We start from the raw sequence: 25,517 nt of genomic DNA, 5'->3' as shown, positions 1-25,517 counted from the left end.
GTCTCACACTGGGGTGAATAAATGGGAAAACTGACGACGCATGTTCTGGACACCGCGCGAGGGAAACCCGCCAATGGTGTAAAAGTATCACTTTATCGCATTGACGAAGAAGGCCTTCACCCGCTGGCCACCACCATCACCAATAATGATGGCAGAACAGACTCTCCGCTTATTGAGGAAGGGTTACTCACTTCCGGTCAATATCAGCTTGTATTCGCGACCGCTTCTTACTTCCGAAATACCAATACGCCATTGGAAACTTTGCCTTTTCTTGACGAAATCGTGATTCGGTTTGGCGTTTCTGACCACAATCAGCACTATCACGTCCCGCTGCTTGTTTCCCCTTATGGTTATTCGACGTATCGCGGAAGTTAAAAGATACCCAAACAACCTGAAGATGCAGGATTCAGCGAGATTGACTGGCGTTGTGATCGCGGCATTCCTTTGTAGGTGTAGTCACCTCCATCAAAAAGGAACAACAACGAGCACGGCGTCAGTCAACTCGCCCGAAGGGAGGGCCTCAATGCGCCCACTTCTTCGTTAAATTCCACGGAAATAGAACGACTATTCCTCGTGTAAATTGCCTCGAATTGAACGCATTGATGACCTCTGAATGCGAGCATCTTCAGGTTGTTTGGGTATACATTCATAGGAATAAACAAAGCCAGCCTTTTGGGCTGGCTTGTTCTTACGAGGGAATTAGTTATCTATTAACCTGTTCTGCTATTCGCTCAGGATTGGGTATGCTTCGGTGTAAATCCAATCATTGGCTTTTGCGGGTACATGGCAACCAAGACAATCCGTTTTGTAATCTGCAGAGGCATTCTTGTTCATATCATCAGTTTTGAACAGGGCCCAGCCCCAGCCATCACCCCACGAACCATTGTCGGAAAAGCGGCCTTCGCCATCTTTCACCATCACAAACCATTGCTTAATGTCGCCAGTTTCATGGCTGACGCCGCTGCCGGTTGTGTAGTTACCCGTGTTGTGAGCCCGCAACTCTTTCACAAGGGTTGCACCGTCTGGGAATTTACCGTTCTTGCGAAACGCCTCCACTGCTTCTTTTTCGGTGTAAACACCATGGAAACCGCTCGCACCGCCTTCAGGAACAAACCAAGATCCTAAATGGACCATGTTAGTTCTGAAGTCTTTGGGAAAGCTGATGTTTCCTTTTTCATCAACATAAGGTGAAAACGCGTCATTGGCAGCAAGCGCGGTAAACGCTGTGCCTGCGGCAAGCAAGCCGACAAGAAATGCCTTCTTCATACATTACTCCATTGCTTTGTGATTATTTTAGGCTGGAACTGTGTCCGCCGGTTGCCGCCTCACCTTTTGCTTTGCCTGCACGCAACACTGGGTAGTATTGCGTAAAGACGAAGTCATCCGCAGCTGCAGCTTGGTGACAAGCATTGCACGCTGCTGCTGGGAAAGCCCTCGCGGTCTCGGTTAGAGCTGTGTGGTCAGGCGTTGAAAAGCTGTAGTAAGACCAGTTACCTGGCTCATTTGGGTTCAGGCTCTTACTCTTGATAGTGGCTTCCAAACCAATGTAGTCACCTTGAAAGTAACCATTACCACTCACAGCAGCTTTACTACCGACGCTGACAAGTTCCTTAATGATGATAGTCCCATCTCGGAATTCGCCCTTATCTTTCCATACAGCCCAACTCTCAGGATCGATATAGACATTGTGATGCTCTGGGAATGCCGCCTTGCCATTGTTCATGTCATTTGGTGTCACTGGTGTGCCGACATATACCCACTCACGGTAGCCCGTGGGGCGCTGTAGCTCGCCATCTTTAACGGTGAAATAGTCCTTTGCGATAGCAGCTGTTGAAACGAATCCACTCATACCGATTACCGATGCTAGGATTAGAGGTATGTACGTATTTGCATTTGCTATGTTTTTTACATCCATTTTCTCACCTTGCTTACAGTTAAAACTCTCAATAGGAGAGCATTGAGCATCAGTCTAGGCTAAATTAGCAACCAACATTACCTCATAGGGAATCAGATCAGTGCCTCAGGGAATCAAAAGCGAAGAAACCTTTAATTATCTCTCGGATGTCTTTGAAACTCTTAGGTTTAGGGGGAATGTCTTTTTCAGTTCCGATCTCAGTGCACCTTGGGGCATAGATCTGGAAAAGCGGGGCTTTCCGAGGTTTCACATTGCCCTCAAAGGTAGCTGCTTTGTTGGTCTGGACAAAGCTGAGCCTCTTGAAGCAAACGAGATGGATATCTTCCTATTACCTGGAGGGGATGCGCATTGGCTAGCGGATTCACCGGAGAATGAAAGAACACTAAGCCACATCGCTGAGGATGCATGTGAGCTAGGTAAACCCTTATTTCAAAACGGACCAACCACTCACAAGTTAATGTGCGGTCTTATTATGTTTGATGCTGGTTTAAGCCATCCCATCATTGATGCGCTACCACCCATCATCCACCTCAATAACATCGGACACGACAGTACTATCTGGCAAATCGTCATATTGATAGACAAAGAGATTGCGGAACATGGATATCGTAAAAATGCCATCGTCGATAAACTAACAGAAGCGCTATTTCTAAAGATAATGTCTCACTTCTTAAGCGAAAGTGAAGAAAACTTCAGTTTCCTAAAAGCGGTAAAAGATAAACGTATCCATCAAGCTCTCATGTTGATGCATCGCGAACCTGGAAAAGACTGGACTCTCGAAGAGATTGGACGCCAGGTTGGCATGTCTAAAGCCACTCTGGTTCGTCATTTTCAGGAAGCACTTGGAATGGCACCTATTGCCTACCTTAGCCAATGGCGACGCTTGAAAGCCTATAACGCCTTAAAATACACCAAAGACCCGATTGATAAGATTGCTCTGTCTTTAGGGTTTACTTCTGGGAGAACTCTCAGCCGCGCTCTGGTAAGGGAGCTCGGGATGACACCGGCGGAAATTAGGGCACGCAATGAATAGCATACCCACATGTAAAATTAGTACTAGAAATTGAAGCTCCAACCTGCTGGAACCCCTTTTGCTTTCAGAGCTTTGAGGGCCTTTTCTTTGTCCTGCTTAGTGACATACTCAAAATGAGCACTAAAAGAAGATGATCCTGTTGCATCGTATTCACTTTCGCCCACGAAAGTCTGACTTGAAACAGTTACCGTGTTTGGCTCAACCTCAAAGTAGACACTAGCGCGTTTTCTAATATATGACTGCCCATCATTAAACACTCTACGGTAGTTTGCATGACACTTGAACTCGTCAAACATATACTCGCCGGGTTCAAGGTCTGTAATAAGCCCAAAATTAGGCTTGTCGAAAAGATAAATCTCTCTCGCTTCAAATTTATCTAATTCTTCAGGAGTGCGAAATACCTTCTTAACTTCAAAAGATATTGACCGACAAGGATACTTTTTCGCTTCGTTTGTATTTTCCATCGAAATAGGAATTACAACAGCTCCATTTCCGTTTGCAATTGGAAGACTTTCGGCCGTTTTAGGCGTCCCTGCGCAACCAATCACACTCATAGCCACTGACGATAAGAGCATCACCCTTAATACTTTAACTTTTTTCATTTATTTGCTCCTTGCATTAACAAAACAAGGATAGCTGAAAACTTGACACCGTCATGTCTTCAAATGAAGACAAAAAGGGAGCCAAACGGCTCCCTTTTTTGTCTAGCTCATTGTGTTACTTACGGTCTTGGTCGAAGTCACCGTGGAAATGACCATGATCTGCCACTTCACGTGACGCCGATTTGATCTTCTCACCAATACGGTGTTCATGATCATGTCCGTCGTGAACGGCCAAGGTTCTCAGCGTGCGAGTTTCTGGTGCTGCATCCTGTTGGTTTTTGTCATCAGCATACAAATCTTCACTCATCGCATAGAAGGTTGCCACGTAAGCCAGTGCTCGCGAGTTCATCTCCATCGCAACGCTGTTGACGTTGTTGATGTCATCACACGCCTGGTGGTAACACTTATCGTAGGCAACATCCACTTCACCGCCGAACTGTTCTACTTCCTCTGCTGATTTGGTTTTCTCAGCACCGGTGAACAAACCACCAAATGCGATGCCCCAATCAGCAAAGCCTGAGTAGTCAGAGCGTTTTGACAACGCCTGAGGAACCGTCACTTCGCCTTTGTCAGTAAAGAACTCGTTAAACAGGCCTTCAATATGACCCGTGCCTTCCGGCGGCTCGAAGTCACCTGGGTAGGCGTTGTCAGGGCTGTCTTTGGTGTCAGACAAATCGCCATCCATGACGCCATAGATGTAGTTAGGTGACGCAATCATATCGAAGTTGAGGTACATCTTAATCGGGTTGATTTCGAGGTAACGGGCTTCGACCATCTCACGCTGTTCATCCGTCAGCTCACTCGGGTCAGAAATACCCAACTCTTCCATGATTTGCGCTTGCGCATCCGCGTAGTAAGCGCCAAACACTTCGCCTGTGTAGTATTCAGAACCCACGAGGCCCGCTTCTTCCGCAGCCCACCAAGCAAAACGCACTTTGTTTTTCTGGGTGACTGGCAGTCGCTTCATTTTCTTCTTGAGGCGGATGGCATATTCAAGAATCGCCGCTGAACCAGACCCGTTATCCTGAATACCCGGGCCTTCAGGAACAGAATCCAAGTGCGCACCAACCATCACAATTTGGTCAGGGTCACCCGCTTTGGTTTCAGCCAATACGTTTTCCGTTACCACGACTTCATCCTGTGTCTGGACAGACAGTGCTGCGGTAATCGCGCCCGATTCCAATGCGTCATACCAGCCTTTACCCAAGTCGTAACGCGCGCCAAACGCTGGAATAGTGGCTGCAGAGTCGCTACCTAAGGTGCCGTTAACCACACCTTTGCGCCCTTCGTCATTGCCTTGGTTGAAAACAATTACGCCAACTGCGCCAGCGTTTTCAGCATTCACAACTTTGGAATCAAACGTACAGCCACCCCGCTGGATAACAGCCACTTTTCCGGTTACATCAACACCATCAAAGTCTGTGGCTTCACAACCATCGGTATCGTCATAGTCAGGTGAATCAAAATTAAAATCGGGAGTAACAAAAGCGATGTCTGCGCTGATTGCGCCATCTGAACTGCCTGAATAAGACATAGCCGCATAGTCTGCTGGAATATCATCAGTCGCATCACGAACATGCACCAGTTGCTGTCCGTTAACGCTCAAAGTTGTGCCATCAAGTTCAACCCAACTTCGGAAATCAAATTCCTGCAAGGTGACTTCATAGCCATGCTTCTCGAGCGTTTTCATGATGTAGTCTGCGGAATTCTCATAACCGTCAGTCCCTGCTGCACGGGTGATGGAATTACCATCCGGCGTTGGAACAGAAGCCGCTTCCAGCGCTTCCAGATGGTCAAACAGGTTTTTCTCTTTCATCGCCTTACTGACTTTGTTTGCAACCCATCTTGGATCTTCACAGCCTGCAAAGCCTGTTAGTAGTGCTGCACTCATTGCAATCACTACAATTTTTTTACCACTAACGTTGAATGTTTTCATTTGTGTCGTCCTTTTTAATTGACGCCATCAGTCAAACATTCACATCAATAATCTTCCAGAAAATCGCTTTATTAAAATTTTGTTAACGGAAAGGGTGTCACAATTTCTCACTGAAAAGAGAAAAAGCTTTCATTAGAAATATATGACCAGTTCAAGAGGCAGGTTTTAATTAATGAGATAACACTGTAAGAAAAACAAATTAGTGCTGAGTTTTAGTTAGTTATTTAAACAATTAACTCCATATCTGGGTGTAACATGACAACTTCAACAAATTCAATAAACATCATAAAGCATTAAAATTCAATTTTCCAATTGATATATTCACTTTCTGACGTCTATCAATTCTGACTTACACAGTTATCATGCAAGATAAACTAACTCTGTTCATGCAACTTCGCCCGCATGATGTGTTGCGGACCAACAGGACCGCCCAAGTAAAGCTCTCCGGTATCCTCGAATCCACCTTTCAGGTAAGTCTGATAGGCAACTTCATTCTTACAATTCACAGTGAGATAAACCCACCTATAAGTCTTAAATTCTTCACTAATTGAACTTGCTAATATGGAGACCGTCTTTTTCCCAATTCCTTTTCCTTGATACCGACGATCAATAGCAAAACTTCTGAGTCCTACTCCGGTATTGTTTTCACCTAATATGTCCGAGTGAAAATCATTATCTATTTTGAAATATCCAACCAGATTGTCATCCTTGGAAATAACAAACCTGACAATATTCGCTTCGGTATCAGAGACGAAATTTTCTGGTGACGCCGTAAACTTCACTTGTTCTTCTTCCAACAATATAGCGAGCACGTCTATCTCATCTTCTTGTTTAAATTTTCTAATCGTTATCATTTTAAACCCTTTAATCTCATACTCTATAAGAATATTAGAAGTCCGTGTTTACGTTTTATTTTTTACCTAAGCAATCTATAGATACTTGAAACCTTTCCATGCCCAATTCCTTCAGACTACTCAAAACTAGACCATACTCATTCATGAATAAGAAACCTGTCGGATTTACGAGAGCCAGCAGTGAAAGCCATTGAGTTCTCTCATTTCCACGCACTCTCAGTGGTAACATTTTCTGGCTAACACGCATTTTTGAAGCTCAGAGTTGGTTTGATAGAAAACCCTCATAAAAACTTCAATCTTTTGCTCTTTAAACTACTCATAAAAAGGTTCCAATTCTTTCACTTTTGGAGCTGATACTACGCGGCATATACGGACATGAAAGCGAATATATTCATACGGATACGACCCATACTCTTCACGATATTTGGGTTTGCTATCAGCCACAACCTCTTTTTTGTCATGCTACCTATTCGCATGAAGGAAAACGGCTACCCGACAGCCGATATCGGTCTGGCAATGAGTATGTTTGCTGTAGGTGCAATTTGTGCCGGACTGTTTGGCTCCAGAGCAGTGCTCCGTGCCGGACACATTCGTGCATTTGCTTCAATGGCGGCGACGCTTTCCATCGTTTCTGTCGTCCACAGCTATACCACGGATATCGCCATCACGGCCGCTTTACGCGCGGTAGCGGGCTTTTGTTATGTGACCTCATTCATCACGCTGGAAAGCTGGCTGAATGTACTCAGCGACCGCAGCAACCGGGGGCGCGTTTACGGTACATATCAAATCTGCTTTGCTATCGGTTTCGGTACGGCACCTTTTCTTTTCAGTGCGTTCAATGAGAACGACCCTAGACTTTTTGGTGTGATTTCCGTGTTTCTGTGTGTGTCACTCATCATTATGTCGATGAGTCGCTTACCTGCGCCTGAGCTGCCAAAAAAAGCCGTTCCTATTTCACTGAAAAAGCTCTGGCAATACTCTCCTTCAGGAACATTGGCCTGCTTTTGTGCTGGATTGATTAACGCCGCCAGTGTTTCGCTTATTTCGCTCTACGCGTATAGCAAAGGAATATCAGGCATTTGGCTATCTTTGATTCTGGGTTCTTACCAAATGGGCGGTTTGCTCACTCAGTTTCCAACAGGTTGGCTGGCTGACCGCTATGACAAACGTGTCGTGGCATCAGGCCTTATGTTTATGGGGATTATCAGCAACAGTCTGATCGTATTGGATAACTTCTACCCCTACCCGATTGAAATTCTCGCCGTGCTGTTCTGGATTTCAGGCGGTTCTGGCGTAGCCTTATTCCCGCTCGCCGTCACTCAAGTGTTTGACCACATTGATTCAAAAGAAGCTATGCCAGCCACCAGCACGATGCAAGTCTTACTCGGCGTCGGCGGTGTCATTGGCCCCATCGTAGCGAGTTTCCTGATGAATGAATTCAGCGTGGTTTGGCTGTACTACTACATCATCACTGTCCATATCTTTGTCTTTATGTTCTTAATGGCAAGAAAGCTTTTTGTGCGCACAGAAACCTTGCCTGCAGCTTCGACCTTCAAGGTTAACGTTCAACCCTTGGGTAGCTCCAGCGACTATGACCCAATGATGGACTTCAAAGATATCGACAAGGCCAACCCTGAGCTCAAACTGTTGATTGCAGCTCTTGGGCAAAACCCTTCAGACCCAGGAATTTTGATTCGACTTGCCCTGCAAGGCTCCTCGCTTAACGCCAATGACGTAGCAAAGAATATTGTGCTTGCTTACCCGAAACGAAGTGGTGACATGCTTCGCCACTTGATTGAACAGTTCCCCAAACGGCGATTGGAAGTGGCTTACTCGCTTCATGACCTGTTCATATTGAGGAAGGAGCGGATTAACAGCCTGCTGCAGGAAGCTTTGTTGGATGGCGCTTCAGAGGAAGATGCGACGAAGATTAATGAATTGTTGGACGACATCGCTAAGGCTAACAATAAGCCTGACGAAAGCGATGCCGCCGAAAAGCCCGCTTAGCGCTTTTGCGGACAAGACATTAAGTTGAATGCTTTATCAAAGCAGATACCAAATTCATGTCGGCTTTGATGCAGCCAAGTGTCTTTAAGCTCAGGATTGTTATCACGCATCCAGCGGATCGCTTTTTTGGCATTGAGATTGGCCGGAGGCAACTCAAATTGCTTGGCAAGCTCCAGCGTTTTATCGAAGTATTCTTCTGCCGTATCAAAGTCGCAAGCTCCATGCTTTTCCCACTGACCTTGCAGCAATCGCGTACCAGGGCTCATGCAAAGGTAAGGTTTGATGGTTTCCAACGGAAGAGGCTTCAAATCCCCTTTGCAAAATCGCGGATGTCCTTTGTTGTTACCAGATTTGTAGGCCTTTTCTGATTCTCCCCAAAGTCCATGAATCACCCAACCAAAGTCGTTGCCAGATTCACATTGAAAGCGGACGGAATTTTCACGACCTTTTCGCTTCATCGCTTTACAAAAGCCCGGCGAATTGGAGTAAACCAACAGGAAGAAATCAGTAGGTACGTTTTTGTTTTGGTAGTCGAGACGGTTGTCATAGCGAGGATTGAGGTCAGACACATCAATATCGCAGCTTTCAGGCGTTAGAGCTTGAGCTGCTAACGCTGGGCCTGAGAGAAACGCCAGAGCAGCAACGAGCAAAAAGTAATTAAGTGAGGGAAGGAACCGAAGCACAACGCTTACCTTTTAGAACATTGAGATGGCTAGAAAGATATTATGCTTCGTATCAATTGTCACATCAGAGCTTCTTGAGTGTCGCTGGTACGATAATTTTGTGTACTGGCCCAACGAAGAACATATATACCTTGCCGAAATTGTTTTTAACGTGAACAACAGAGCTCGCCGTCACCAACGCTTTGTCACCGTGAGGTTCAACAAAGAATGACAACTTCACATCTAGATGTTTATCTCTGTCTTCCATGATCACTTCTGAGTGAGATTTGTAGATCATTTCGAAAATGCCGACTTTATCGCCTATCTGATAGTCATCTGCCGTTTTCTTAGGGTAAAAGTCATCGAGATTACCGAGGTGTTTTAAGCCCATTCTAGAAACCACTTCGTTGCGGATTTTCATCAGTTTGTTCACCCAATCCGGTGTGCTGTTCATCACCCGTAGATAAACCTCCATGGCTGATTCGCCCTGACAATCGATCTCTTTGGTGTAGTTATCTGCAAAATAGGCATTATCCGAATAACGATAAAGCTCAGTGAAGCTGGGTATTCCATCCATGATTTATCCTCTTTTATTACTTTTGACGATTCGTCATTTTTTTAATACCGTATCACATGCATAAAGAATTAGGTATGCCCGAATCCATTTCTGGTCACAAAAGTCACCATCGAAAACCAAGATGAAAAAACCGCAAACTATTTGCGGTTCAGTGATTGACTTGCCTGATGGTTACCATTAACATCCGCGCCCAGCAAAAAGAGAGCTCGCAAGAGCTTGTCTTTTCAAGAGTTTAATCGCTCTTTATCAGCTGATCCCGGTCAGTTGTTTTTCTTTTTTTTAATAAATAGGAAGACAACAAAATCTGGAATCGGCATGACCGCAAAAGCACATACTCACCTCAATACGAACTGGCAATCCAAAGCCATTTTCAGCGTCGCGTTCTTAATGGCTACCACCTCTGTTGGTCCTGGCTTTCTGACGCAAACCGCTGTTTTCACCAACATTTATAAAATCGACATGGCATTCCCTGTGTTCGCCTCTATGTTTATCACCTTCGGCATTGTGATGAACTTATGGCGAATTGTTGGTGTATCTGGTCTTCGCATTCAGGATATTGCCAACAAAATTGCACCGGGTGCAGGCTACTTCATCGGTATTTTGCTGGCTCTGGGAGCCGTTGCATTCAACTTCGGTAATGTCAGTGGCGCAGCACTTGGTATCAATGTACTCACTGGGGTTGATACCACTTGGGGTGCATTATTTACCGGTGTTGTCGGTTGCCTGTTGTTTGTCGTACACAACGCTTCAAAACGCATGGACCAAATGGCGCGGTATCTTGGCTTGTTCATGATTATGTTGATTGCCTATGTAGCGATGACCAGCCTACCGCCAATGGGAGAAACTTTGTCAGCGGCAGTGATGCCAACGGACATGGGCAGCCTGCTACTTCCAACCCTGACTATTGTCGGTGGTGCTGTTGGTGGTTACTACACTGGTGCACAGCGTTTAGTTGATATCGGCCTACAAGGCAAAGACAACGTTGAGCATATTAACAAAGCGGCTTGGGCGGGTATCTCAATCGCCGTCGTTATTCGAATTCTGCTTTTCATGGCCGTGTTTGGTGTGATTGCTGCAGGTGCAGTGTTGGATACAGCCAACCCAGCCGCTGACGCATTCCGTCAAGGCGCAGGGGAAATGGGATACTTTATCTTTGGTCTGGTGCTGTTTGTGGCGTCTATCACGTCGGTGGTGGGTAACTCCTACATGGCCATCTCACTCATCAAAACCCTGTTCCCGGTTGTTGCCCGCAACGAAAAAGCCTGGTGCTGTGGCTTCATCATCTTTACCAGCGTCGGTACCGTGATGATGAACATGCCAATCCTGCTGCTGATGCTGGCAGGTCTGGTGAACAGTATCATTCTCCCTGTCGTGTTGGGCTTTGTTTTAGCTGCGACGCGCCGCAAAGACATTGTAGGAGATTACAAGCACCCGATTTATCTGACTGCTTCAGGTGCTGCCATTGTCGTCATCATGGCGATTTCAAGCCTGGGAAATGTGCAGAACTTCATTGCCAAATTCATTGGTTAAGCTTCCTTTTCATTTAGAAATGCCGCCTGTCAAAGGCGGCATTTTTGTGAACTCTAGAAACAACCTCAAAATTTGACCGATGGGTCAACACCAACTAGCTTTTATCCATACAGCATTCCATTCTCAAGATTTTGCCCTTCCAATTTATATTTTTCAGATAGTTACAAACAGGGAGAAGACGATGGAAAAGTTTATCCGGTGTTTACCCAAGGTCGAGTTACACCTTCATATCGAAGGCTCCTTAGAGCCAGAATTGATGTTTGAGTTAGCAGAAAGAAACGGTATTTCAACGCCCTATTCCAGTGTTGAGGAAGCCAGAAGCGCCTATCACTTCCATAACCTTCAATCATTTCTCGATATTTACTACCAAGGTGCCAATGTCCTCATTACCGAACGCGATTTCTTCGATCTGACTTGGGCTTATCTGCTTCGCTGCAAAGCTGACAACGTCATGCATACGGAAATCTTCTTTGACCCACAAACCCATACTGAGAGAGGCATTGCGTTCGATACCGCTATCAACGGTATCTATCACGCGCTCCGTCAGGGCGAAAAAGAGCTGGGGATCACCAGCAGACTCATTATGTGTTTCCTCCGCCACCTATCAGAAGAGGCCGCTTTTGAAACGTTGGAAATGGCGAAACCTCACCTCAATCGCCTTGTTGCTGTTGGGCTAGATTCCTCTGAGCTTGGGCACCCACCGGAAAAATTCGAGCGCGTATTTGCTGAAGCCAGAGCGCTTGGACTAAAAACCGTGGCCCACGCGGGTGAAGAGGGGCCACCCAGCAATATTTGGGATGCCATAAATCTGCTCCATGTCAGCCGCATCGACCACGGAGTTCAAAGCAGTGAGGACCCTGAGCTGATCAAAACTCTGGCACTTTCTCGAATGCCACTGACTGTCTGTCCGCTATCTAACATCAAACTTCGCGTGTTCGACAAAATGGAGGATCACAACATACTCACCCTCCTGGACCAAGGTCTTTGTGTCACTGTGAATTCTGACGATCCTGCGTTTTTTGGTGGTTATATGACAGACAATTTCATTGCCCTTAATAAGGCACTGTCTCCCAGCCCATCACAGTTGGCGCAATTCACCCGTAACGCGATTGAAGCCTCATTTGTATCTGATGAGCGCAAGCAGGAAATGATGCAAAATCTGGACGACTTTTGGGATAAACACGGCATACACTGATTCCAATCAGTTTCATAATGCACTGAATTAAAGGCGGGCTTAGCCCGTCTTGCTATTCCAAGGAGTCTCCATGAAAGTTTCAACTGCTGCCCTCACAGCACTCTTCATTACTGCTCCAGCACTTGCCACCAGCCCACCAAAACCTTTTGCCGACACTATTTACCACAATGCGCAGGTTGTTACCGTGAATGACGCGCAGCCTGAGGCTCAGGCGGTGGCAATCCTGAACGGGAAGATTCTGGCAGTTGGGGAAAATGCTGATGTGCTGCGTTTAAAAGGCGACAAAACCAAGGTTGTCGACTTAAAGGGACTCACGATGATCCCTGGGTTTATTGACGCCCACGGCCACGTGATGAATACAGGTTTGCAGGCCGTTTCTGCGAACCTTTTGTCGCCTCCGGATGGTCCCGTGACTGATATTGCCAGTTTGCAGCAAGCCCTTAGGAAATGGGCGGAAGTGCCTGTTAACAAGGCACAGGACTTTATCATTGGATTTGGCTACGACGACTCCCAGCTTAAAGAAAAGATACATCCGACGCGATTTGATCTCGATAAAGTATCCACTGAAGTACCGATTCTCATTATTCATCAATCTGGCCATCTTGGCGTGATGAACAGCAAGGCGCTGGAGATGATGAAACTGACTGCGAAAAGCAAGAACCCTCCCGGGGGTGTTATTCGCCGTGTGAAGGGGAGCGACGAACCCAACGGCGTACTGGAAGAGTCCGCTTTCTTTGGCGCTTTGATCCCGCTATTTTCGCAAATCAGCCCCGATGAAAACGAAATGCTGTTCCGTGCAGGTATGGATTTGTACGCCAAATACGGTTACACCACGGCGCAGGAAGGCAGGTCCATGTCCGACAGCATCAAAACCATGTATGAGATTGCCCAGCATGACCCGCTTCCGATTGATGTTGTTGCCTACACTGACATTCAACTCGGTACCGAGACTCTGAAAGCGCCTTATCTCAGCAGATCCTATACCAATGGCTTCCGCCTAGGCGGCGTCAAGCTGACGCTGGATGGCTCACCACAGGGAAAAACGGCATGGCTGACTAAACCATACCTTGTTCCACCGGAGGGCCAAAATGCGGAGTACCGCGGCTACCCAATCATGTCTGATGAAGACGCCGAGAAGTATGTCGGGATGGCGATGGAAAACGGTTGGCAACTTCTCACCCACGCTAATGGTGATGCATCGATTGACCAGTACATCCGCGCAGTAAAGAATGCGACGGCTAAATATGGCGCAAAAGAACGTCGATTCGTGGCTATTCACGCCCAGACTGCCCGTGAAGATCAGGTTCAGGCGTTCAAAGACCTTAACGTTATCCCGTCGTTTTTCCCTATGCACACCTTCTATTGGGGAGACTGGCATGCACAATCCGTTTTGGGTGATGAACGTGCAGAGAACATTTCCCCAACGGGCTGGGCAATGGATAGAGGCATGATTTTCACTTCACATCATGATGCGCCGGTCGCCTTCCCGGATTCGATGAGGGTCTACTCTGCAACAGTTAACCGCATTACACGTAGCGGTCGCATTCTGGGGAAAGATCAGAGAGTTTCTTCAATGACAGCTCTGAAAGCGCAAACCATCTGGTCTGCCTATCAACATTTTGAGGAAGACACCAAAGGCTCGATTGAAGTAGGCAAGGTCGCCGATTTGGTTTTACTTTCAGATAATCCTCTCACCATCGACCCAATGAAACTCGCGAACATTTCTGTTTTAACAACGATTAAAAACGGTGAAATCATTTATACCAAAGCCAATGACAAAACGGCTTTGGAAAGCTGTGCCAGTTCGACCAGATGCCAGAAACTCGCCTCTCACACTATGATGATTGCGGGCCTGATCCCTCATAAACACTAGGATCTGTTAACCAAAAAAATCAGTAAACTGCAAAACAGGTTGCCATTAATGCGCAATCTGTTTCATTTAGGTATAGGCTTATTGATAGGGGATAAAATAGCCGAGCATGATCCTGAACACTGGTTCCAGTGTTCACACACAGGGGTTTGCTATGCGCTTTACAACGACTTTGGAGAACGGACTTACGCTTCGACACCTCCTCAATCTCACACTGGCGGCATCGTCGGTGCTATTTTCTGTTGTCTTTATTTACTGCATTTATCGACTTTTCCAGACCTATGACTGGGGACAGCCTTTCACCAAGTTTTTGTGTTTCAGTGGGCTATTCGCGCTTTGTCTAACCCTTTTCAGGCATCGGCAACAAACTCAATCCCTCCCCAATTTCCTGTTTATTGGTGAAGCCCTGTTCGCCTCGCTGGTTGTTATTGCCATTTTCTACCGTATGTTAAACGGTTATGGCGATGCTCTTTTCACCGCACCTACTGTAGATATTGGCTATACCACGGAGCACGCAGCGAGACTCTTGTTCCTCCAAGGTGAAAACCCTTACCTCAGTCAGGAAATCAACATCAGGCCAGAGCTTGCAGCCGAACACAGAGGCTTTCATTACGGACCGGCAATGCTGCTTGGTTATGCACCTTCTGCATTTTTCCCAGGGGTTGGTTACAAAGTCATGAGCATGGTTTTTCTCGCCATTGCAGCTATTTCCATGTGCATGCTTATTGTTGGCAACATGAAAGGTCAAAGTCGCTGGCAAGTACGAAGCACTGTACTTATCGCTTTAATGCTATTTTTCCTGCCGGAACGTCTTTGGTACGAGGTTTTCCAGGTTGGTGCGAACGACATTTATCCAGTCTCCCTGTTGCTTTTGGGAATGGTATTCGCACAGCGGGACAAATGGCTTTGGGCTGGTATTTTGATGGGGTTATCGTTTGCGACTAAGTTCTCCCCTGCCGCTTTCCTGCTCGCCATGTTCCTTCGGAAAGACATCAGAATGACATTTCTAGCAGGGTGCGTGATTGGCGTAACACCGATGATGGCTTTTCTTGTATGGGATTACCAAAGCCTGATGGAGAACGTCTTCTTTCTCCGTTTTGGCCTCAACTATGACTCCACCAGTTTGTACTCCATCACACCCCCAGTACTACACGTTCTGTTCCCACTCGCACAGCTCAGCGCTTTGGTATATTTGCTGGTAAGAAACTTTGGACGGACGTTATCCACCGAGGAAACCCTCGTCTGCTTCACCTTGCTCCTAATCATCATTGAAGTCACCTTCAAGGAAATCCACGCTAATCACCTGATTTGGTTTTATCCTCTGATTGCCTTCATCGTGGCGACTTATCGACACAAACTATTTCCGCAACACTAGATAGGGTCTGTTGACCTTGCTTACTCTTCCTAAAAACAGAAGACCGCGCCTTTTGTGCGCGGTCTTTTTTGTACTCAATTCCACATAAATAGAGTGAATATTTTCCCGGATAGACTTGTCATTCTATTCAACAATATGAGATAACATCGCCCTGTTTTAAGCCAGCAAGCGCTCGCGGTTATGGATACCGCCAATAGATTTAGTCAAATACTCTCTCCAAAGCGCGCTAGAAAAAGACTCTCACTCATTACGGAAGATGATGAGAACACAGAGGCTTTATGAATCAACTCATTTCCGTGGGCGCACTTGAATCCTTCCTGATTGCGATTTTTGTGCTGTTCCTGGGACACTTTATTAACGCCCGCGTATCCGCATTTAAGAAGTTCAACATCCCCGAACCCATCGTCGGTGGCTTGGTGGTGGCAGGTGCAATTACTGCGCTGCACTTCAATGGCATTGAACTGGAATTTCACCTTCCGCTACAACACACCTTTATGCTGATGTTCTTTGCAACCGTTGGACTGGCGGCAAACTACACTCAACTCCTCAAAGGCGGCGCAAAGGTCTTTATTTTTCTCGGTGTTGCTTCGCTGTATATCGTGCTGCAAAACGGCATTGGTATTTCGATGGCAACAGCGCTGGGGCTCGATCCGCTGATGGGCTTGATTGCCGGCTCCATTACCCTTTCGGGCGGTCATGGCACGGGTGCAGCATGGTCTCAAACCTTCCAGGATGTTTATGGACTGGAGAATGTGCTTGAGATTGCCATGGCTTCCGCCACTTTTGGCCTTGTGATGGGCGGTATTATTGGCAGCCCGGTTGCTCAACGTCTGGTAGAAAAAAAACAGCTAAAATCCCAGTACGGCAACACCAACAATACGCATGAGCAATTCCCTGAACTGGTCACTTATAACGAGAATGAGCAAGACAAAGTTACTGCGAAAAAAGTCATCGAAACCCTGTTTGTCCTATTGATCTGTGTGACCGGCGCAAAGTATCTCGAACAGTGGGTCAGCAGTTTTGAAATCAGCTGGCTGATGATCCCAGACTTTGTTTACGCCCTGTTTATCGGCGTTGTCATTACCAACGTTCTCGAAGTAACTAAAGTAGAAAAGCTGGATGTGGAAACTGTCGATATTTTGGGTACGGTTTCACTGGCACTGTTCCTTGCCATGGCACTAATGAGTCTGAAGCTCTGGAACATTCTCGATCTGGCGTTACCATTCCTTGCAATCCTGATGGTGCAGTCTCTGATGCTCGCGCTGTTTTCTTACTTCGTCACGTATCGTGTAATGGGTAAGAACTATGATGCAGCGGTGATTTCGAGCGGACATTGCGGTTTTGGTCTTGGTGCGACACCAACGGCCGTAATGAACATGGGTTCAGTGGTTAACCGCTTCGGCCCATCTCCACAAGCCTTTATGGTGGTCCCGATTGTGGGCGCGTTCTTCATTGATATCGTCAACCTAATCATTCTACAAACCACACTGACGTTCATCGGCTAAAACAATCCCCGCCTCATGCGGGGATTTTTCTATCTACTACCATGACTCATTGAACACTAAGCAACCTGCTTTCAATGCTTTGCACAATTGTTCGATCAAGGTCGCAACTACACCTGTTTTCCCCTATTCAAATATCAGATGTCTTAAGATAAAAATAATTTTCTTAACAGTGCGTTAAAATCTCATAAACGAAGTTAGCCCGCACTATGGATAGTCTGATTAAAGGGGCAACATATGGGGACGTCTTACGAAACAAGTGTGCGCCCAATTACGGGGAAGATTGATGGCAAGGGACCCTATATTGTCACTGATCTGAATATGGACGCTCAACTGTCCGGCTTCTGTCAGCTTCGCGCTTCTATCGTCAGCGAAGATGAAATTTCCGAAAAGTCATTGGGTAAAACGACGCTTTTTGAAGTCACGACACCTGCCGAAGAACTCAAGCTTTCCGGTCTTCTCACCGGCATTAGCTTTCAAAGTTACAGTGAAGAAAAAGAACTCTACTACTACACAGTAGAGGCCAAAGACCCGCTGTCGCTCCTTGCTTTCCGCCACAACCGAAAAATCTTCCAGAACATGTCCACCAAGCAGGTGATTGAGTCTGTGTTCTCCAGTGCAGGCATTAAGAGCTATGTGAAGATTTCAGTATCCGGCTCTGGTACCACTCATGAATACTGCACCCAGGCGGACGAAACAGATCTCGCCTTCGTTCAACGCCTGTTGAGCTTTGAAGGCTGGCACCATCACTTCGATCATTCAGGCACAACGCCCTCTGTTGTCATCGGTGATACCAATCAGGCGTTCAAAGCCATCACAAACAGTACACTGACGTTCCAGTCTTCTTACCCTGAGCCTTCCCGCGAACTAAAAACCTGGCAAACCAACACAACGGTGAATGCCTCGTCTTTGACCCTTGGCGATCACAGCGAATCTATTGCCGAAGCCATTAGCAGTGGTGCCCAGAAGTCATCAAGCACCGCAAGCGTATCTACACTCACAGAGTATCGCTACGGACAGGGTTTCTCTGACAAGTCAGCCATCCGCGATGGTGCTAAGCGTCAAATGGAAGCGAATGATGCGACCAAAGTAACCAGCAAAGGGTCTTCCAAAGCAGCGCCACTCAACGTCGGCGGGAAATTTACCCTCTCAGGTCATCCTGTTACTTCGTACAATCAGGAATATGTCGTCGTATCCATTTCATCGCGCTTTTCCGGTGGTGAAAGCGGCAGACAATTCGAAAGCAGTAACAGCTTCTCCTGCATTCCATCCAAAACGAATTACCGCCCTACTTACATCGATAAGCCTCGCATTTATAGCGTGCAGACCGCTACGGTCAGCGGCCCAAGCAGTGAAGAGATCTATAAAGACAAAAGCGGTCAGGTGAAAGTCCAGTTCCATTGGGATGTTGATGGTAAGAGTGACGAGAATGCCTCCTGCTGGCTGCCTGTCGTTCAGGGGGCCGCCAGTAACGGATTCGGTATTCAGTTTATCCCACGAATTGGCGATGAAGTGTTAGTGAGTTATATCGAAGGGGATCCAGACAGGCCTGTCGTTTCAGGCTCAATCTACAACGCCAAAAATGTACCGCCCTACTCTTCAGCCACCCAAAGTGGTATCAAAACCCGCTCTACACCAAAAGGCAGCAGTAAGAACGGTAACGAACTTCGTTTTGAAGATGCCAAAGACAAAGAGCAGGTTTTCCTTCATGCAGAAAAAGACATGATGGTGGAAGTGCTCAATGACGCCAAACGCACCGTTACCGGCAAAGAAAGCCTGGCGGTCGAGAAGACGATCGACATTTCCAGCAAAGAAGCATTTACCTCAAAAACCGAAGATAAGTATTCCGTCGACAGTAAAGCCGATATGGCTTTGTCGTCGGATAAAAATGTCAAAGTCGATGCTGGCAGCAACGCAGAAATTTCAGCGTCTTCCAAAGTGTCTGTTGACGGACAAACCATCGAGATCAGTGGGAAAACCAAAATCACCCTTTCTGTTGGTGCCTGCAAACTGGAAATCAGCAACAGTGGCATCAAACTCGATGCACCTCAAATTAGCATCAACGGCAGTGGTAAAGCGGAACTCAAGGGCGCAATGGTGACGGTTGAAGGTTCAGGAAAAGCAGACATCAAAGGGGCAATGGTCAGCATTAACGGCAGCGCAATGGCCGAAGTAAAAGGCGGCGCCATGGTACAAATTCAAGGCGCAATCGCGAAGGTGAACTAATGAGTTACGTAAAAATACCCCAGGTTTTTGCGGATGATATTTTGAAGCTTTACCAACCTCAGGATGGCATTTTACCGCTAATCGAGCCTGGCCTTACCCCACAACAGCTCCTCGAACGCGCCGTCAATGCAGGACAGTTTGCCGATGCAGTCATTTTCCTCGCACACGCACTGCCAGTTCGTGAATCCATATGGTGGGGATGCTGCTGTGCAGGTCTTCGCAGCGACTGGAGCGAGCAAGAGCAAGACGCCATCAGGTCAGCAAAAGCTTGGGTACACACACCCGATGAAACCAGCCGTCGATACGCTGAACAAGCCGCCAATACTGCCACTCTCCAAAATGGAGCTGGCTGGATAGCACAAGCTGTATTCTGGAGCGGAGGCAGCATGACAGGTCCGACAGATCCCGTTGTCCCGCCACCGGAGTATCTATACGCACAGGCGGTTGGGGGCTCCATCAATCTTACCGCCATTCTTCCTGACGGTGCCGAGGCCGAGAATCGATATCGCCAGTTTATCGAAATGGGCATTAACATCGCGCATGGCGGAAATGGAAACATAGGGAGTGCCGCATGACTTTACCTGCAGCCAGAGCCGGCGACATGCATGTTTGCCCTATGCAAACACCAGCCGTACCGCCAATACCACATGTTGGGGGTCCTATACTTCCTTTACCCTGCACTGTGCTGGTAGGAAATATGCCCGCAGCTACAGTTGGACAAATGTGCACCTGTGTCGGTCCACCGGACACCATTACTAAAGGCAGCGCGACGGTGCTATTCGGTAACCTGCCCGCTGCGCGTATGGGTGACATGACCGCGCATGGCGGCACCATAGTGGTAGGAATGCCGACCGTTCTTATCGGCGGCTAACAAGAGAAAACGTAGCGAGAAAAAAAAGAAAGTGGACGCAGATTACATCTGCGTTCCTAGCCATTCCAACGTTCTGTCCAGATTATGTCTCGCGACCTCAGACACTTCCACATCGTCCAGTTGTCTGATCCAGCGAATCAATGCGAACCAGTCATCTGACGGATGCGCGATACCCGCCCCCTGCACCTGAGAGTCTGGTGAGAAACCTTTACTCATGTGCCACGCTGCAAGGTTCTTTCGGGAGAGACCAATCGGTAAGGCTGCGCCAAAATCAATAAGGCAAATCCCATTGGTGTCGTGATCCCAAATAACATTGGAAGGCTTGATATCGCCATGTATCCAGCCCTGCTTATGACAATGGCTAATGGCTTTCAGTATTTTTGGCAGAAGGATCGGAAAAGCCTCAGCTTGCTCTGGATTAAGTGCGATAAGAGGTGTGCTGTTTGCATAAAAAGAAACCGAAAGAAAACCTGAAGCAGGATATAAAGAAAGCGCCTCTTGCACACCTTCTCCTTTGCATGCATTAAGCGCTTCCCATTCTCTTTCAAGACTGCCTCTTTCCGCACCCGGTGGCGCTCTTCGAAGCACCACCGAATTTCCGGTTTCCAATTCTGTTGCAAGATAGGCATTCGCCACAGGCTTGGAGCTGAGAGGCTGGCTAAGTTGATATTTTCGATCAACGATCGTGCCCTCTTGCCAGCTCTCTTTCATAGCCAACGCTTCAGCAACAAGCTTCAGCTCATTGGCATTCATCATAGGCGCCTCGGTAGATTGAACTGCGTGAACAGGTCCTTATTCAGCGCAATTGAGCTATCCAATAACGTGTAATCCAACACGATTTTGTGCGTATCTATTTCATACTTTAGCTTGTTGATGCGTCTGTCGCTTGTTGAGCTGGAATCGCCATCAAAAATTGCCCTGAACAACGCCCACTCGCCAGAGTAAGAACGGGTCGCCACACGGTTGTCGCCTTGGTAGAAACTGGTACTGAGATAGCCATCCAATCCAATTGACGGCCAGGACACGTCGCTCCACACTCTCGGCCCATGGCGATAAGAGAATACATTTTCCACCTCACGCATCTGGAATTCAGTCACGTCTGTGCTCATCGAGCTTGGGCGGATTGAAACCTGAAGCGCCAGTTCTTGCCCCGCAGAGCCAAAGAAAAGTTCACTGATGCTCTTGGCCTTTTTCAGCTGAGACCGGGCCGAAGCACTGATTGGCATCACCTGCCCGTCAATCTCGCGAAGCTTCAATAGGCCATTATCCCAGTAAGCAAATGGCATCAGCATCTGGTCGATAAAACTGTCGATTTTACCCTGTGGCTTGAAGAAGCTGGCAAAGTCATCAATCGCCACTTCACCACGCCCTTGGAGCGAAAATGGGAAGCGTCCTTCTACCGCTGCAGCGTAGAACTGATAGACACGTTGTTCCCATTGCTTGTTCAGATAGCCAGCGCTCGACAAGATAACCTGCTCCCAGGCTTGTCGCTCGATAGAGTTAATCCATTTCGCCACCTGACCCGGCGCTTTACTGGCTTCCCGACCAAACTGAACAAGTGGATCCTGACTACCCTGAGCGTGGGCAATGGCATAATCCATCATGACTTTGCCTGGATCCGGGCTAGTCAGCGCTGTATCGAAGTAAGTATTAAGGCTGTCAAACTGAGCGGTTAACTGATCGACTGGAAGCGGACTGCCTTCTTTCCCTTGTCCTTTCAGGTAAGAGCTGTATCCAGCAAATGCTTCATTGACGACGTAACTTGGCTGAAGTTTTAGCAGTTTGTCACCAGCAACTTTGTTGACCTTGTCAGCGGTTTTTGCTGCCTTAGCCACTTTGCCAAGCCCCAGCTTTTGGGCGGCTTTCTGGACACCTGCCGTATCGGCTGACTCTTCTTTTGCCAGCGTCGTGTTGATAACAACCGCATCTAACAAATCAATAAGCGGACCACTGGCTGGTTCTCTTGCCAATCGAAGCGTATACGCCATGTCTGTCGTAGACGTGAAATTCTTCACCCTGATGTTGGTCAGAATATCCTGCCAGCGATAGATATAGTCAGCAAAATACAAACGTTGTATTTGTTTGCTCAGGGCCGTCATTTCCGTAATGGAAACCGGAGACAAATCGCCCTGGATAGCGCGGAACTCCTGATATTGCTGCTTCAGTACAGGAGAAGAAGCCGATAAATCCAGAGCCTCAAAACCCTGCTTGGTGAACACTTCGGGCATCACATAACCATGAAAACCGTCAGTGAATTCAAACAGCACATCGAATTTGTCACCCAACTGGCGACGAAGGTCCACCTGAGTACGGTACTTCGGCAGGCTCTTCAGGCGCGCGTAAATCAACCTTTCAGGTGACAAGCCTTCAAGGTTGCTTGATGCTACCGAAATCAGCTCTTCATTAGGTTTGATCGCATGGTCGTAATTGCTACTAAACAAATCTTCAAGCAGCAAGGAAAGCGTCTGCACATCCTCGACTGACGCTTCGCCCTGATCTTCCAAATTTTCCAGCAGATACCCAACTAAGGCATCTTTATCTAACTGCTGCTCGTTGAAGAGCATCTTGTAGAAACGCAGAATTTCAAAGATACGGGTTGGATTCCCTAAGCTGACATACACGTAGAGTTCATTGCTAATCAGCTCTTCAACTCGAGGCAAAAGAAACAGATGCAATTGCTCTTCGTAAATACGATAGACCTCCTGCCCGGTTTCCTCTTGATTGATACTCACTACGCCATACCAAGGCTTAGGCGCAACACCTTCTTTGACGACATCACGCAGCTCGTTCAATACTGTGATGGTATCAATGATGGTGTGAGGCTCTTTCGCTAAACGATTGATATCATTTTGGTAAAGCCCCAGTTGCGTTAACGCTTGAGCCCTCCACGCTTCATCGGCATCCCAGTTTTCTTTAACCACCGCTGAAACGCCACCCACAAACAGAAGTGCAACTGCCACCATGGCGGTTCTCGACACTAGATAACGTGTTTGTCGGAATGGGTTCATCGCCGTAATCGTGCGTTCAGGAAGCAAGACATCAGAGAAAAGCCTTGCTGCAAAATAGCCGCGACGTCCAGGAAGTTGTTCCCGTCGGGATAAGGCATTGAACTCGGCTTTTTCTGCCACTACCTGAGTCAGCAGATCTAACTCTTTGCCGCTCTGCCCACTCGAAACCAGATAAACACCTCGTACCCATACGGCACTTCGCACCCGGTTCTCTCTCCCTACGTCTGCCATCAGACTCTTTGCCTGATCAAAGAAAATACGGAGTTGATACGGAAGCGCGACAACGGAGTCTGTGCGTTCGTTGCTGACATTCCTTAGCAGCGTCATTTGCTGCTTCACCAGCTCTTTGAGAAGCAGCTTGGCTTTTTCGTCAAACTGCATCGCATCAAAGCGGTGAGTGTCGTCATTGGAAAGCGTAATACCGAATGGATTATCAACATCACGCCCAGAGAAACTTTCAAAGAAAGGGACAAAGTCAGAGATAGTGTCAGCCTTGGTGAAAACACTGTAGACAGGCAAATCAACGCCCAGCTTTTCACCCAAAGACAAGATGGCATCCTGAAGGGTTGCCGCAAGCGCCTGTCGCTCCTTTTTGTCCGCTTCAATCAAACGGTTTGATTCAACAACAGTGATAACACCATTTAGCCCTTGTCTTGGGCGATACTTCATCAGCTGTTGAGCGAGCACTTTCCATAACGCACTGTCGACGCCATCATGGTCGAATATACGATGTCCGACTTCGAGAACGACGAGATAGTCGTTACTCCAGAAGCGAAGGTATTGCTTAGCGTCGTTTTCGCTGAGCTGAATATCCAGCACCGGCTCCATGTCGTTTTGACGAAGCAACGCACTCTTCGCACTGTTTTGGCGACCAATCATCAGGTACCAAGGAAGTGCATACATGCTAGAAAGCTTGCGGTTGCCGTCACCACGGATTTTCTTGGTTGAAGCTGCGAAAATATCGCGAATGGCTTTGGTGTCTTGCTCCAAAAGCACTTGTTGGTCGTGCTTTTGTATTGACTCCTCTGTTTTAGGGCGCGTTATCAAACCTATGATCAGGACAATCAATGGCAACAATACTGCAGCCACCAGCAAGGTGATTTTCAACCATTGCCATTGCTCTGCTTGCGGTGTAAACCACCAGCCTGCAATGCATACACCTGACAACAAAATTGCCAGTAAGAAAAGGAGGATTGCCTTTTTCATATTATTGCTGTGCCCTCCGGATGGTCGCATTGAGCCCGTAGCGAACATTCAGTTCATTCTTAAGTTTCTTGATCGCACTGAGATTCGTGCCGGCATCCATGATTAGCTCGGTGCCATTGTCTGTTTCAATGGAATAAGTGTCATAACCTGACTTGCTGAGTTCAGAAGAAAGTTTGATGACATCAGAGGATTGTGAGAATACAGCCAGAAGGATTTCCCAATTCACATTGGAAGACGTTTTCGTTTCTGCCACTTCCGGCTCATCAGGAACAAGCGGCGCTAGCCCCAAATCCTCAGGCGTACTGACGTACACCAAATCCTGATTGGTCTCAGCAAGATTCACATCACTTAAATCAAGCTGGGAGAACTGAGAAAGCAATGCAGCGCTTCTGTTGTGATACCAGTACTCAGAAGCGAAATAGCCACTGCCCAGTAAAACGGCTGTCCAAACGACGATCTTAGAAATACTCAGAGGCTTCTTGGGTTGCTTGTACTTTTTCAGTTGCGGTGTGTTCGGAACAGGAAGACGGGACTCTTCACGATAATGGCGGAGTATACTGTAAACATCTGACTTCACATCATGCAAAGCGCTCGGGTCAACGTGACGATAACGCCCCTGGAAGCCAAGCATGATCAGCAAGTATTGAAGTTCGATAAAATCCGTAAGTTTTGCCGGTTGCTGGCAAGCTTTCTCCAACAACGCAAAAAAGACTTCACCGCCATTACGTTGATTGAAAACCTTGCTCAACAGCGAATGGTTTTCCCATCTCGCCCTTTGACCCCACTCGGTATAAAGGATGATTTCATCGAAAGCCGCACAAAGCACAAAGCAACTTCTTTCAATCACACTTGGGTGATAGTCCAGATAAAGCCCCCGACGTTTGAAATTGCTAATGCCGTCTAGAATTTGCTGTCGGAATCTATCGAGGTCTCTAGGTTCACCCTGACGTGGCAAAGACACGAGAGTACCCAATAGCTCAGTTGCAGCATTGAGCAAAGGGCTACCATAGACAGCCAAATTTTCAATCACCTGTGCGCTGTCACCCAGCTCCGGCATCACATCCTGTTGGGGTGCACTCGGTTGAAACTGAGCTGGTTGTCGTCGAACGACAATGGTGGGTTCTTCATTAAACAATCCGCTCATAGTC

Annotated in this window: 21 protein-coding genes; 11 read left to right on the top strand and 10 right to left on the bottom strand. The window is 47.3% G+C overall.

The genetic code is table 11. From position 1 onward, the window contains the following. Positions 1-21 precede the first annotated feature (21 nt). Positions 22-375 (top strand): hydroxyisourate hydrolase, encoded by a 354-nt coding sequence (gene uraH / locus GCE9029_RS03825; protein ID WP_062661102.1) that lies wholly within the window; start codon positions 22-24, stop codon positions 373-375. A gap of 348 nt (positions 376-723) precedes the next feature. Here uraH and GCE9029_RS03820 read toward each other — a convergent pair whose 3' ends face one another. Continuing rightward, the gene (locus GCE9029_RS03820) at positions 724-1,266 is read right to left on the bottom strand and encodes a cytochrome P460 family protein (RefSeq protein WP_062661101.1); all 543 of its coding nucleotides are present in this window, start codon (positions 1,264-1,266) and stop codon (positions 724-726) included. 22 nt (positions 1,267-1,288) lie between these two features. Then, a complete protein-coding gene (locus GCE9029_RS03815) occupies positions 1,289-1,849 on the bottom strand; it encodes a cytochrome P460 family protein (protein ID WP_231870033.1) in 561 nt (186 codons plus the stop codon). A gap of 166 nt (positions 1,850-2,015) precedes the next feature. On the opposite strand from GCE9029_RS03815, the gene GCE9029_RS03810 reads away from it, so the two are divergent. Next, positions 2,016-2,948, top strand: coding sequence for an AraC family transcriptional regulator (locus GCE9029_RS03810; RefSeq protein WP_082804265.1), 933 nt, complete (start codon positions 2,016-2,018; stop codon positions 2,946-2,948). A gap of 23 nt (positions 2,949-2,971) precedes the next feature. On the opposite strand, the gene GCE9029_RS03805 is transcribed toward GCE9029_RS03810, so the two are convergent. The 3 genes from GCE9029_RS03805 to GCE9029_RS03795 form a co-directional block, all read right to left on the bottom strand. Beyond that, positions 2,972-3,550, bottom strand: coding sequence for a hypothetical protein (locus tag GCE9029_RS03805; protein ID WP_062661099.1), 579 nt, complete (start codon positions 3,548-3,550; stop codon positions 2,972-2,974). Between the two features lie 115 nt (positions 3,551-3,665). Beyond that, positions 3,666-5,486, bottom strand: coding sequence for a M28 family metallopeptidase (locus tag GCE9029_RS03800; protein WP_062661098.1), 1,821 nt, complete (start codon positions 5,484-5,486; stop codon positions 3,666-3,668). A gap of 374 nt (positions 5,487-5,860) precedes the next feature. Continuing rightward, positions 5,861-6,340, bottom strand: coding sequence for a GNAT family N-acetyltransferase (locus GCE9029_RS03795; RefSeq protein ID WP_062661097.1), 480 nt, complete (start codon positions 6,338-6,340; stop codon positions 5,861-5,863). 375 nt (positions 6,341-6,715) lie between these two features. Here GCE9029_RS03795 and GCE9029_RS03790 point away from each other — a divergent pair, with 375 nt between their 5' ends. After that, positions 6,716-8,347: an MFS transporter gene (locus tag GCE9029_RS03790; protein ID WP_062661096.1), complete on the top strand. Its 1,632-nt coding sequence runs from the start codon at positions 6,716-6,718 to the stop codon at positions 8,345-8,347. Here GCE9029_RS03790 and GCE9029_RS03785 read toward each other — a convergent pair. Together GCE9029_RS03785 and GCE9029_RS03780 are read right to left on the bottom strand one after the other, a co-directional pair. Then, positions 8,344-9,030, bottom strand: coding sequence for a ribonuclease T2 family protein (locus tag GCE9029_RS03785; RefSeq protein ID WP_062661095.1), 687 nt, complete (start codon positions 9,028-9,030; stop codon positions 8,344-8,346). The two genes, GCE9029_RS03790 and GCE9029_RS03785, sit on opposite strands and share 4 nt — an antisense overlap. Positions 9,031-9,094: 64 nt before the next feature. Next, on the bottom strand, positions 9,095-9,586 hold the full coding sequence (locus tag GCE9029_RS03780) for a DUF2867 domain-containing protein (protein ID WP_062661094.1): 492 nt from the start codon (positions 9,584-9,586) through the stop codon (positions 9,095-9,097). A gap of 315 nt (positions 9,587-9,901) precedes the next feature. Between GCE9029_RS03780 and GCE9029_RS03775 the strand changes: the two genes are divergently transcribed. The 8 genes from GCE9029_RS03775 to GCE9029_RS03740 all read left to right on the top strand — a co-directional run bounded on the left by GCE9029_RS03775 (position 9,902) and on the right by GCE9029_RS03740 (position 20,155). After that, positions 9,902-11,116, top strand: a complete 1,215-nt coding sequence (locus GCE9029_RS03775) for an NRAMP family divalent metal transporter (RefSeq protein WP_062661093.1) — start codon at positions 9,902-9,904, stop codon at positions 11,114-11,116. A 181-nt stretch (positions 11,117-11,297) separates the two neighbouring features. Next, entirely contained in the window at positions 11,298-12,311 is a 1,014-nt protein-coding gene (locus GCE9029_RS03770; RefSeq protein ID WP_062661092.1) for an adenosine deaminase, read from the top strand. A 70-nt stretch (positions 12,312-12,381) separates the two neighbouring features. After that, positions 12,382-14,184: an amidohydrolase gene (locus tag GCE9029_RS03765; protein ID WP_062661091.1), complete on the top strand. Its 1,803-nt coding sequence runs from the start codon at positions 12,382-12,384 to the stop codon at positions 14,182-14,184. A gap of 106 nt (positions 14,185-14,290) precedes the next feature. Then, complete coding sequence (locus GCE9029_RS03760; protein ID WP_231870031.1) at positions 14,291-15,556, top strand: glycosyltransferase family 87 protein; 1,266 nt, start codon at positions 14,291-14,293, stop codon at positions 15,554-15,556. 278 nt (positions 15,557-15,834) lie between these two features. After that, a complete protein-coding gene (gene gltS / locus GCE9029_RS03755; RefSeq protein WP_062661089.1) occupies positions 15,835-17,061 on the top strand; it encodes a sodium/glutamate symporter in 1,227 nt (408 codons plus the stop codon). 234 nt (positions 17,062-17,295) lie between these two features. After that, entirely contained in the window at positions 17,296-19,284 is a 1,989-nt protein-coding gene (locus GCE9029_RS03750; RefSeq protein WP_062661088.1) for a type VI secretion system Vgr family protein, read from the top strand. After that, the gene (locus GCE9029_RS03745) at positions 19,284-19,859 is read left to right on the top strand and encodes a DUF6931 family protein (protein WP_062661087.1); all 576 of its coding nucleotides are present in this window, start codon (positions 19,284-19,286) and stop codon (positions 19,857-19,859) included. The genes GCE9029_RS03750 and GCE9029_RS03745 overlap by 1 nt, the downstream gene beginning before the upstream one ends. Continuing rightward, positions 19,856-20,155, top strand: a complete 300-nt coding sequence (locus GCE9029_RS03740) for a PAAR domain-containing protein (RefSeq protein ID WP_062661086.1) — start codon at positions 19,856-19,858, stop codon at positions 20,153-20,155. Before GCE9029_RS03745 ends, GCE9029_RS03740 begins: the two co-directional genes overlap by 4 nt. A 42-nt stretch (positions 20,156-20,197) precedes the next feature. On the opposite strand, the gene GCE9029_RS03735 is transcribed toward GCE9029_RS03740, so the two are convergent. From GCE9029_RS03735 to icmH, 3 genes are read right to left on the bottom strand one after another with little or no spacing between them, the layout of a single operon-like run. Beyond that, positions 20,198-20,911, bottom strand: coding sequence for a protein kinase domain-containing protein (locus GCE9029_RS03735; protein WP_231870030.1), 714 nt, complete (start codon positions 20,909-20,911; stop codon positions 20,198-20,200). Further along, a complete protein-coding gene (tssM, locus tag GCE9029_RS03730) occupies positions 20,908-24,369 on the bottom strand; it encodes a type VI secretion system membrane subunit TssM (RefSeq protein WP_062661085.1) in 3,462 nt (1,153 codons plus the stop codon). Before tssM ends, GCE9029_RS03735 begins: the two co-directional genes overlap by 4 nt. A gap of 1 nt (position 24,370) precedes the next feature. Continuing rightward, positions 24,371-25,513, bottom strand: a complete 1,143-nt coding sequence (gene icmH / locus GCE9029_RS03725; RefSeq protein ID WP_062661084.1) for a type IVB secretion system protein IcmH/DotU — start codon at positions 25,511-25,513, stop codon at positions 24,371-24,373. Positions 25,514-25,517: the final 4 nt, after the last annotated feature.

The sequence above is a fragment of the Grimontia celer genome (genome assembly GCF_900055185.1).
GTDB classification, from domain to species: Bacteria; Pseudomonadota; Gammaproteobacteria; order Enterobacterales; family Vibrionaceae; genus Enterovibrio; species Enterovibrio celer.
The sequence above is the reverse complement of the archived record's forward strand: the minus strand, read 5'-3'. Positions and strand labels throughout refer to the sequence as shown.

What these genes read in the sequence shown, in the direction of transcription:
- GCE9029_RS03805 (WP_062661099.1), bottom strand. Translation starts at nt 3,550, where the DNA reads ATGAAAAAAGTTAAAGTATTAAGGGTGATGCTCTTATCGTCAGTGGCT.
- GCE9029_RS03815 (WP_231870033.1), bottom strand. Translation starts at nt 1,849, where the DNA reads ATGAGTGGATTCGTTTCAACAGCTGCTATCGCAAAGGACTATTTCACC.
- GCE9029_RS03760 (WP_231870031.1), top strand. Translation starts at nt 14,291, where the DNA reads ATGATCCTGAACACTGGTTCCAGTGTTCACACACAGGGGTTTGCTATG.
- GCE9029_RS03750 (WP_062661088.1), top strand. Translation starts at nt 17,296, where the DNA reads ATGGGGACGTCTTACGAAACAAGTGTGCGCCCAATTACGGGGAAGATT.
- GCE9029_RS03795 (WP_062661097.1), bottom strand. Translation starts at nt 6,340, where the DNA reads ATGATAACGATTAGAAAATTTAAACAAGAAGATGAGATAGACGTGCTC.
- GCE9029_RS03735 (WP_231870030.1), bottom strand. Translation starts at nt 20,911, where the DNA reads ATGATGAATGCCAATGAGCTGAAGCTTGTTGCTGAAGCGTTGGCTATG.
- GCE9029_RS03790 (WP_062661096.1), top strand. Translation starts at nt 6,716, where the DNA reads ATGAAAGCGAATATATTCATACGGATACGACCCATACTCTTCACGATA.
- GCE9029_RS03800 (WP_062661098.1), bottom strand. Translation starts at nt 5,486, where the DNA reads ATGAAAACATTCAACGTTAGTGGTAAAAAAATTGTAGTGATTGCAATG.
- tssM (WP_062661085.1), bottom strand. Translation starts at nt 24,369, where the DNA reads ATGAAAAAGGCAATCCTCCTTTTCTTACTGGCAATTTTGTTGTCAGGT.
- GCE9029_RS03765 (WP_062661091.1), top strand. Translation starts at nt 12,382, where the DNA reads ATGAAAGTTTCAACTGCTGCCCTCACAGCACTCTTCATTACTGCTCCA.
- GCE9029_RS03775 (WP_062661093.1), top strand. Translation starts at nt 9,902, where the DNA reads ATGACCGCAAAAGCACATACTCACCTCAATACGAACTGGCAATCCAAA.
- uraH (WP_062661102.1), top strand. Translation starts at nt 22, where the DNA reads ATGGGAAAACTGACGACGCATGTTCTGGACACCGCGCGAGGGAAACCC.
- icmH (WP_062661084.1), bottom strand. Translation starts at nt 25,513, where the DNA reads ATGAGCGGATTGTTTAATGAAGAACCCACCATTGTCGTTCGACGACAA.
- GCE9029_RS03745 (WP_062661087.1), top strand. Translation starts at nt 19,284, where the DNA reads ATGAGTTACGTAAAAATACCCCAGGTTTTTGCGGATGATATTTTGAAG.
- GCE9029_RS03770 (WP_062661092.1), top strand. Translation starts at nt 11,298, where the DNA reads ATGGAAAAGTTTATCCGGTGTTTACCCAAGGTCGAGTTACACCTTCAT.
- gltS (WP_062661089.1), top strand. Translation starts at nt 15,835, where the DNA reads ATGAATCAACTCATTTCCGTGGGCGCACTTGAATCCTTCCTGATTGCG.
- GCE9029_RS03740 (WP_062661086.1), top strand. Translation starts at nt 19,856, where the DNA reads ATGACTTTACCTGCAGCCAGAGCCGGCGACATGCATGTTTGCCCTATG.
- GCE9029_RS03780 (WP_062661094.1), bottom strand. Translation starts at nt 9,586, where the DNA reads ATGGATGGAATACCCAGCTTCACTGAGCTTTATCGTTATTCGGATAAT.
- GCE9029_RS03820 (WP_062661101.1), bottom strand. Translation starts at nt 1,266, where the DNA reads ATGAAGAAGGCATTTCTTGTCGGCTTGCTTGCCGCAGGCACAGCGTTT.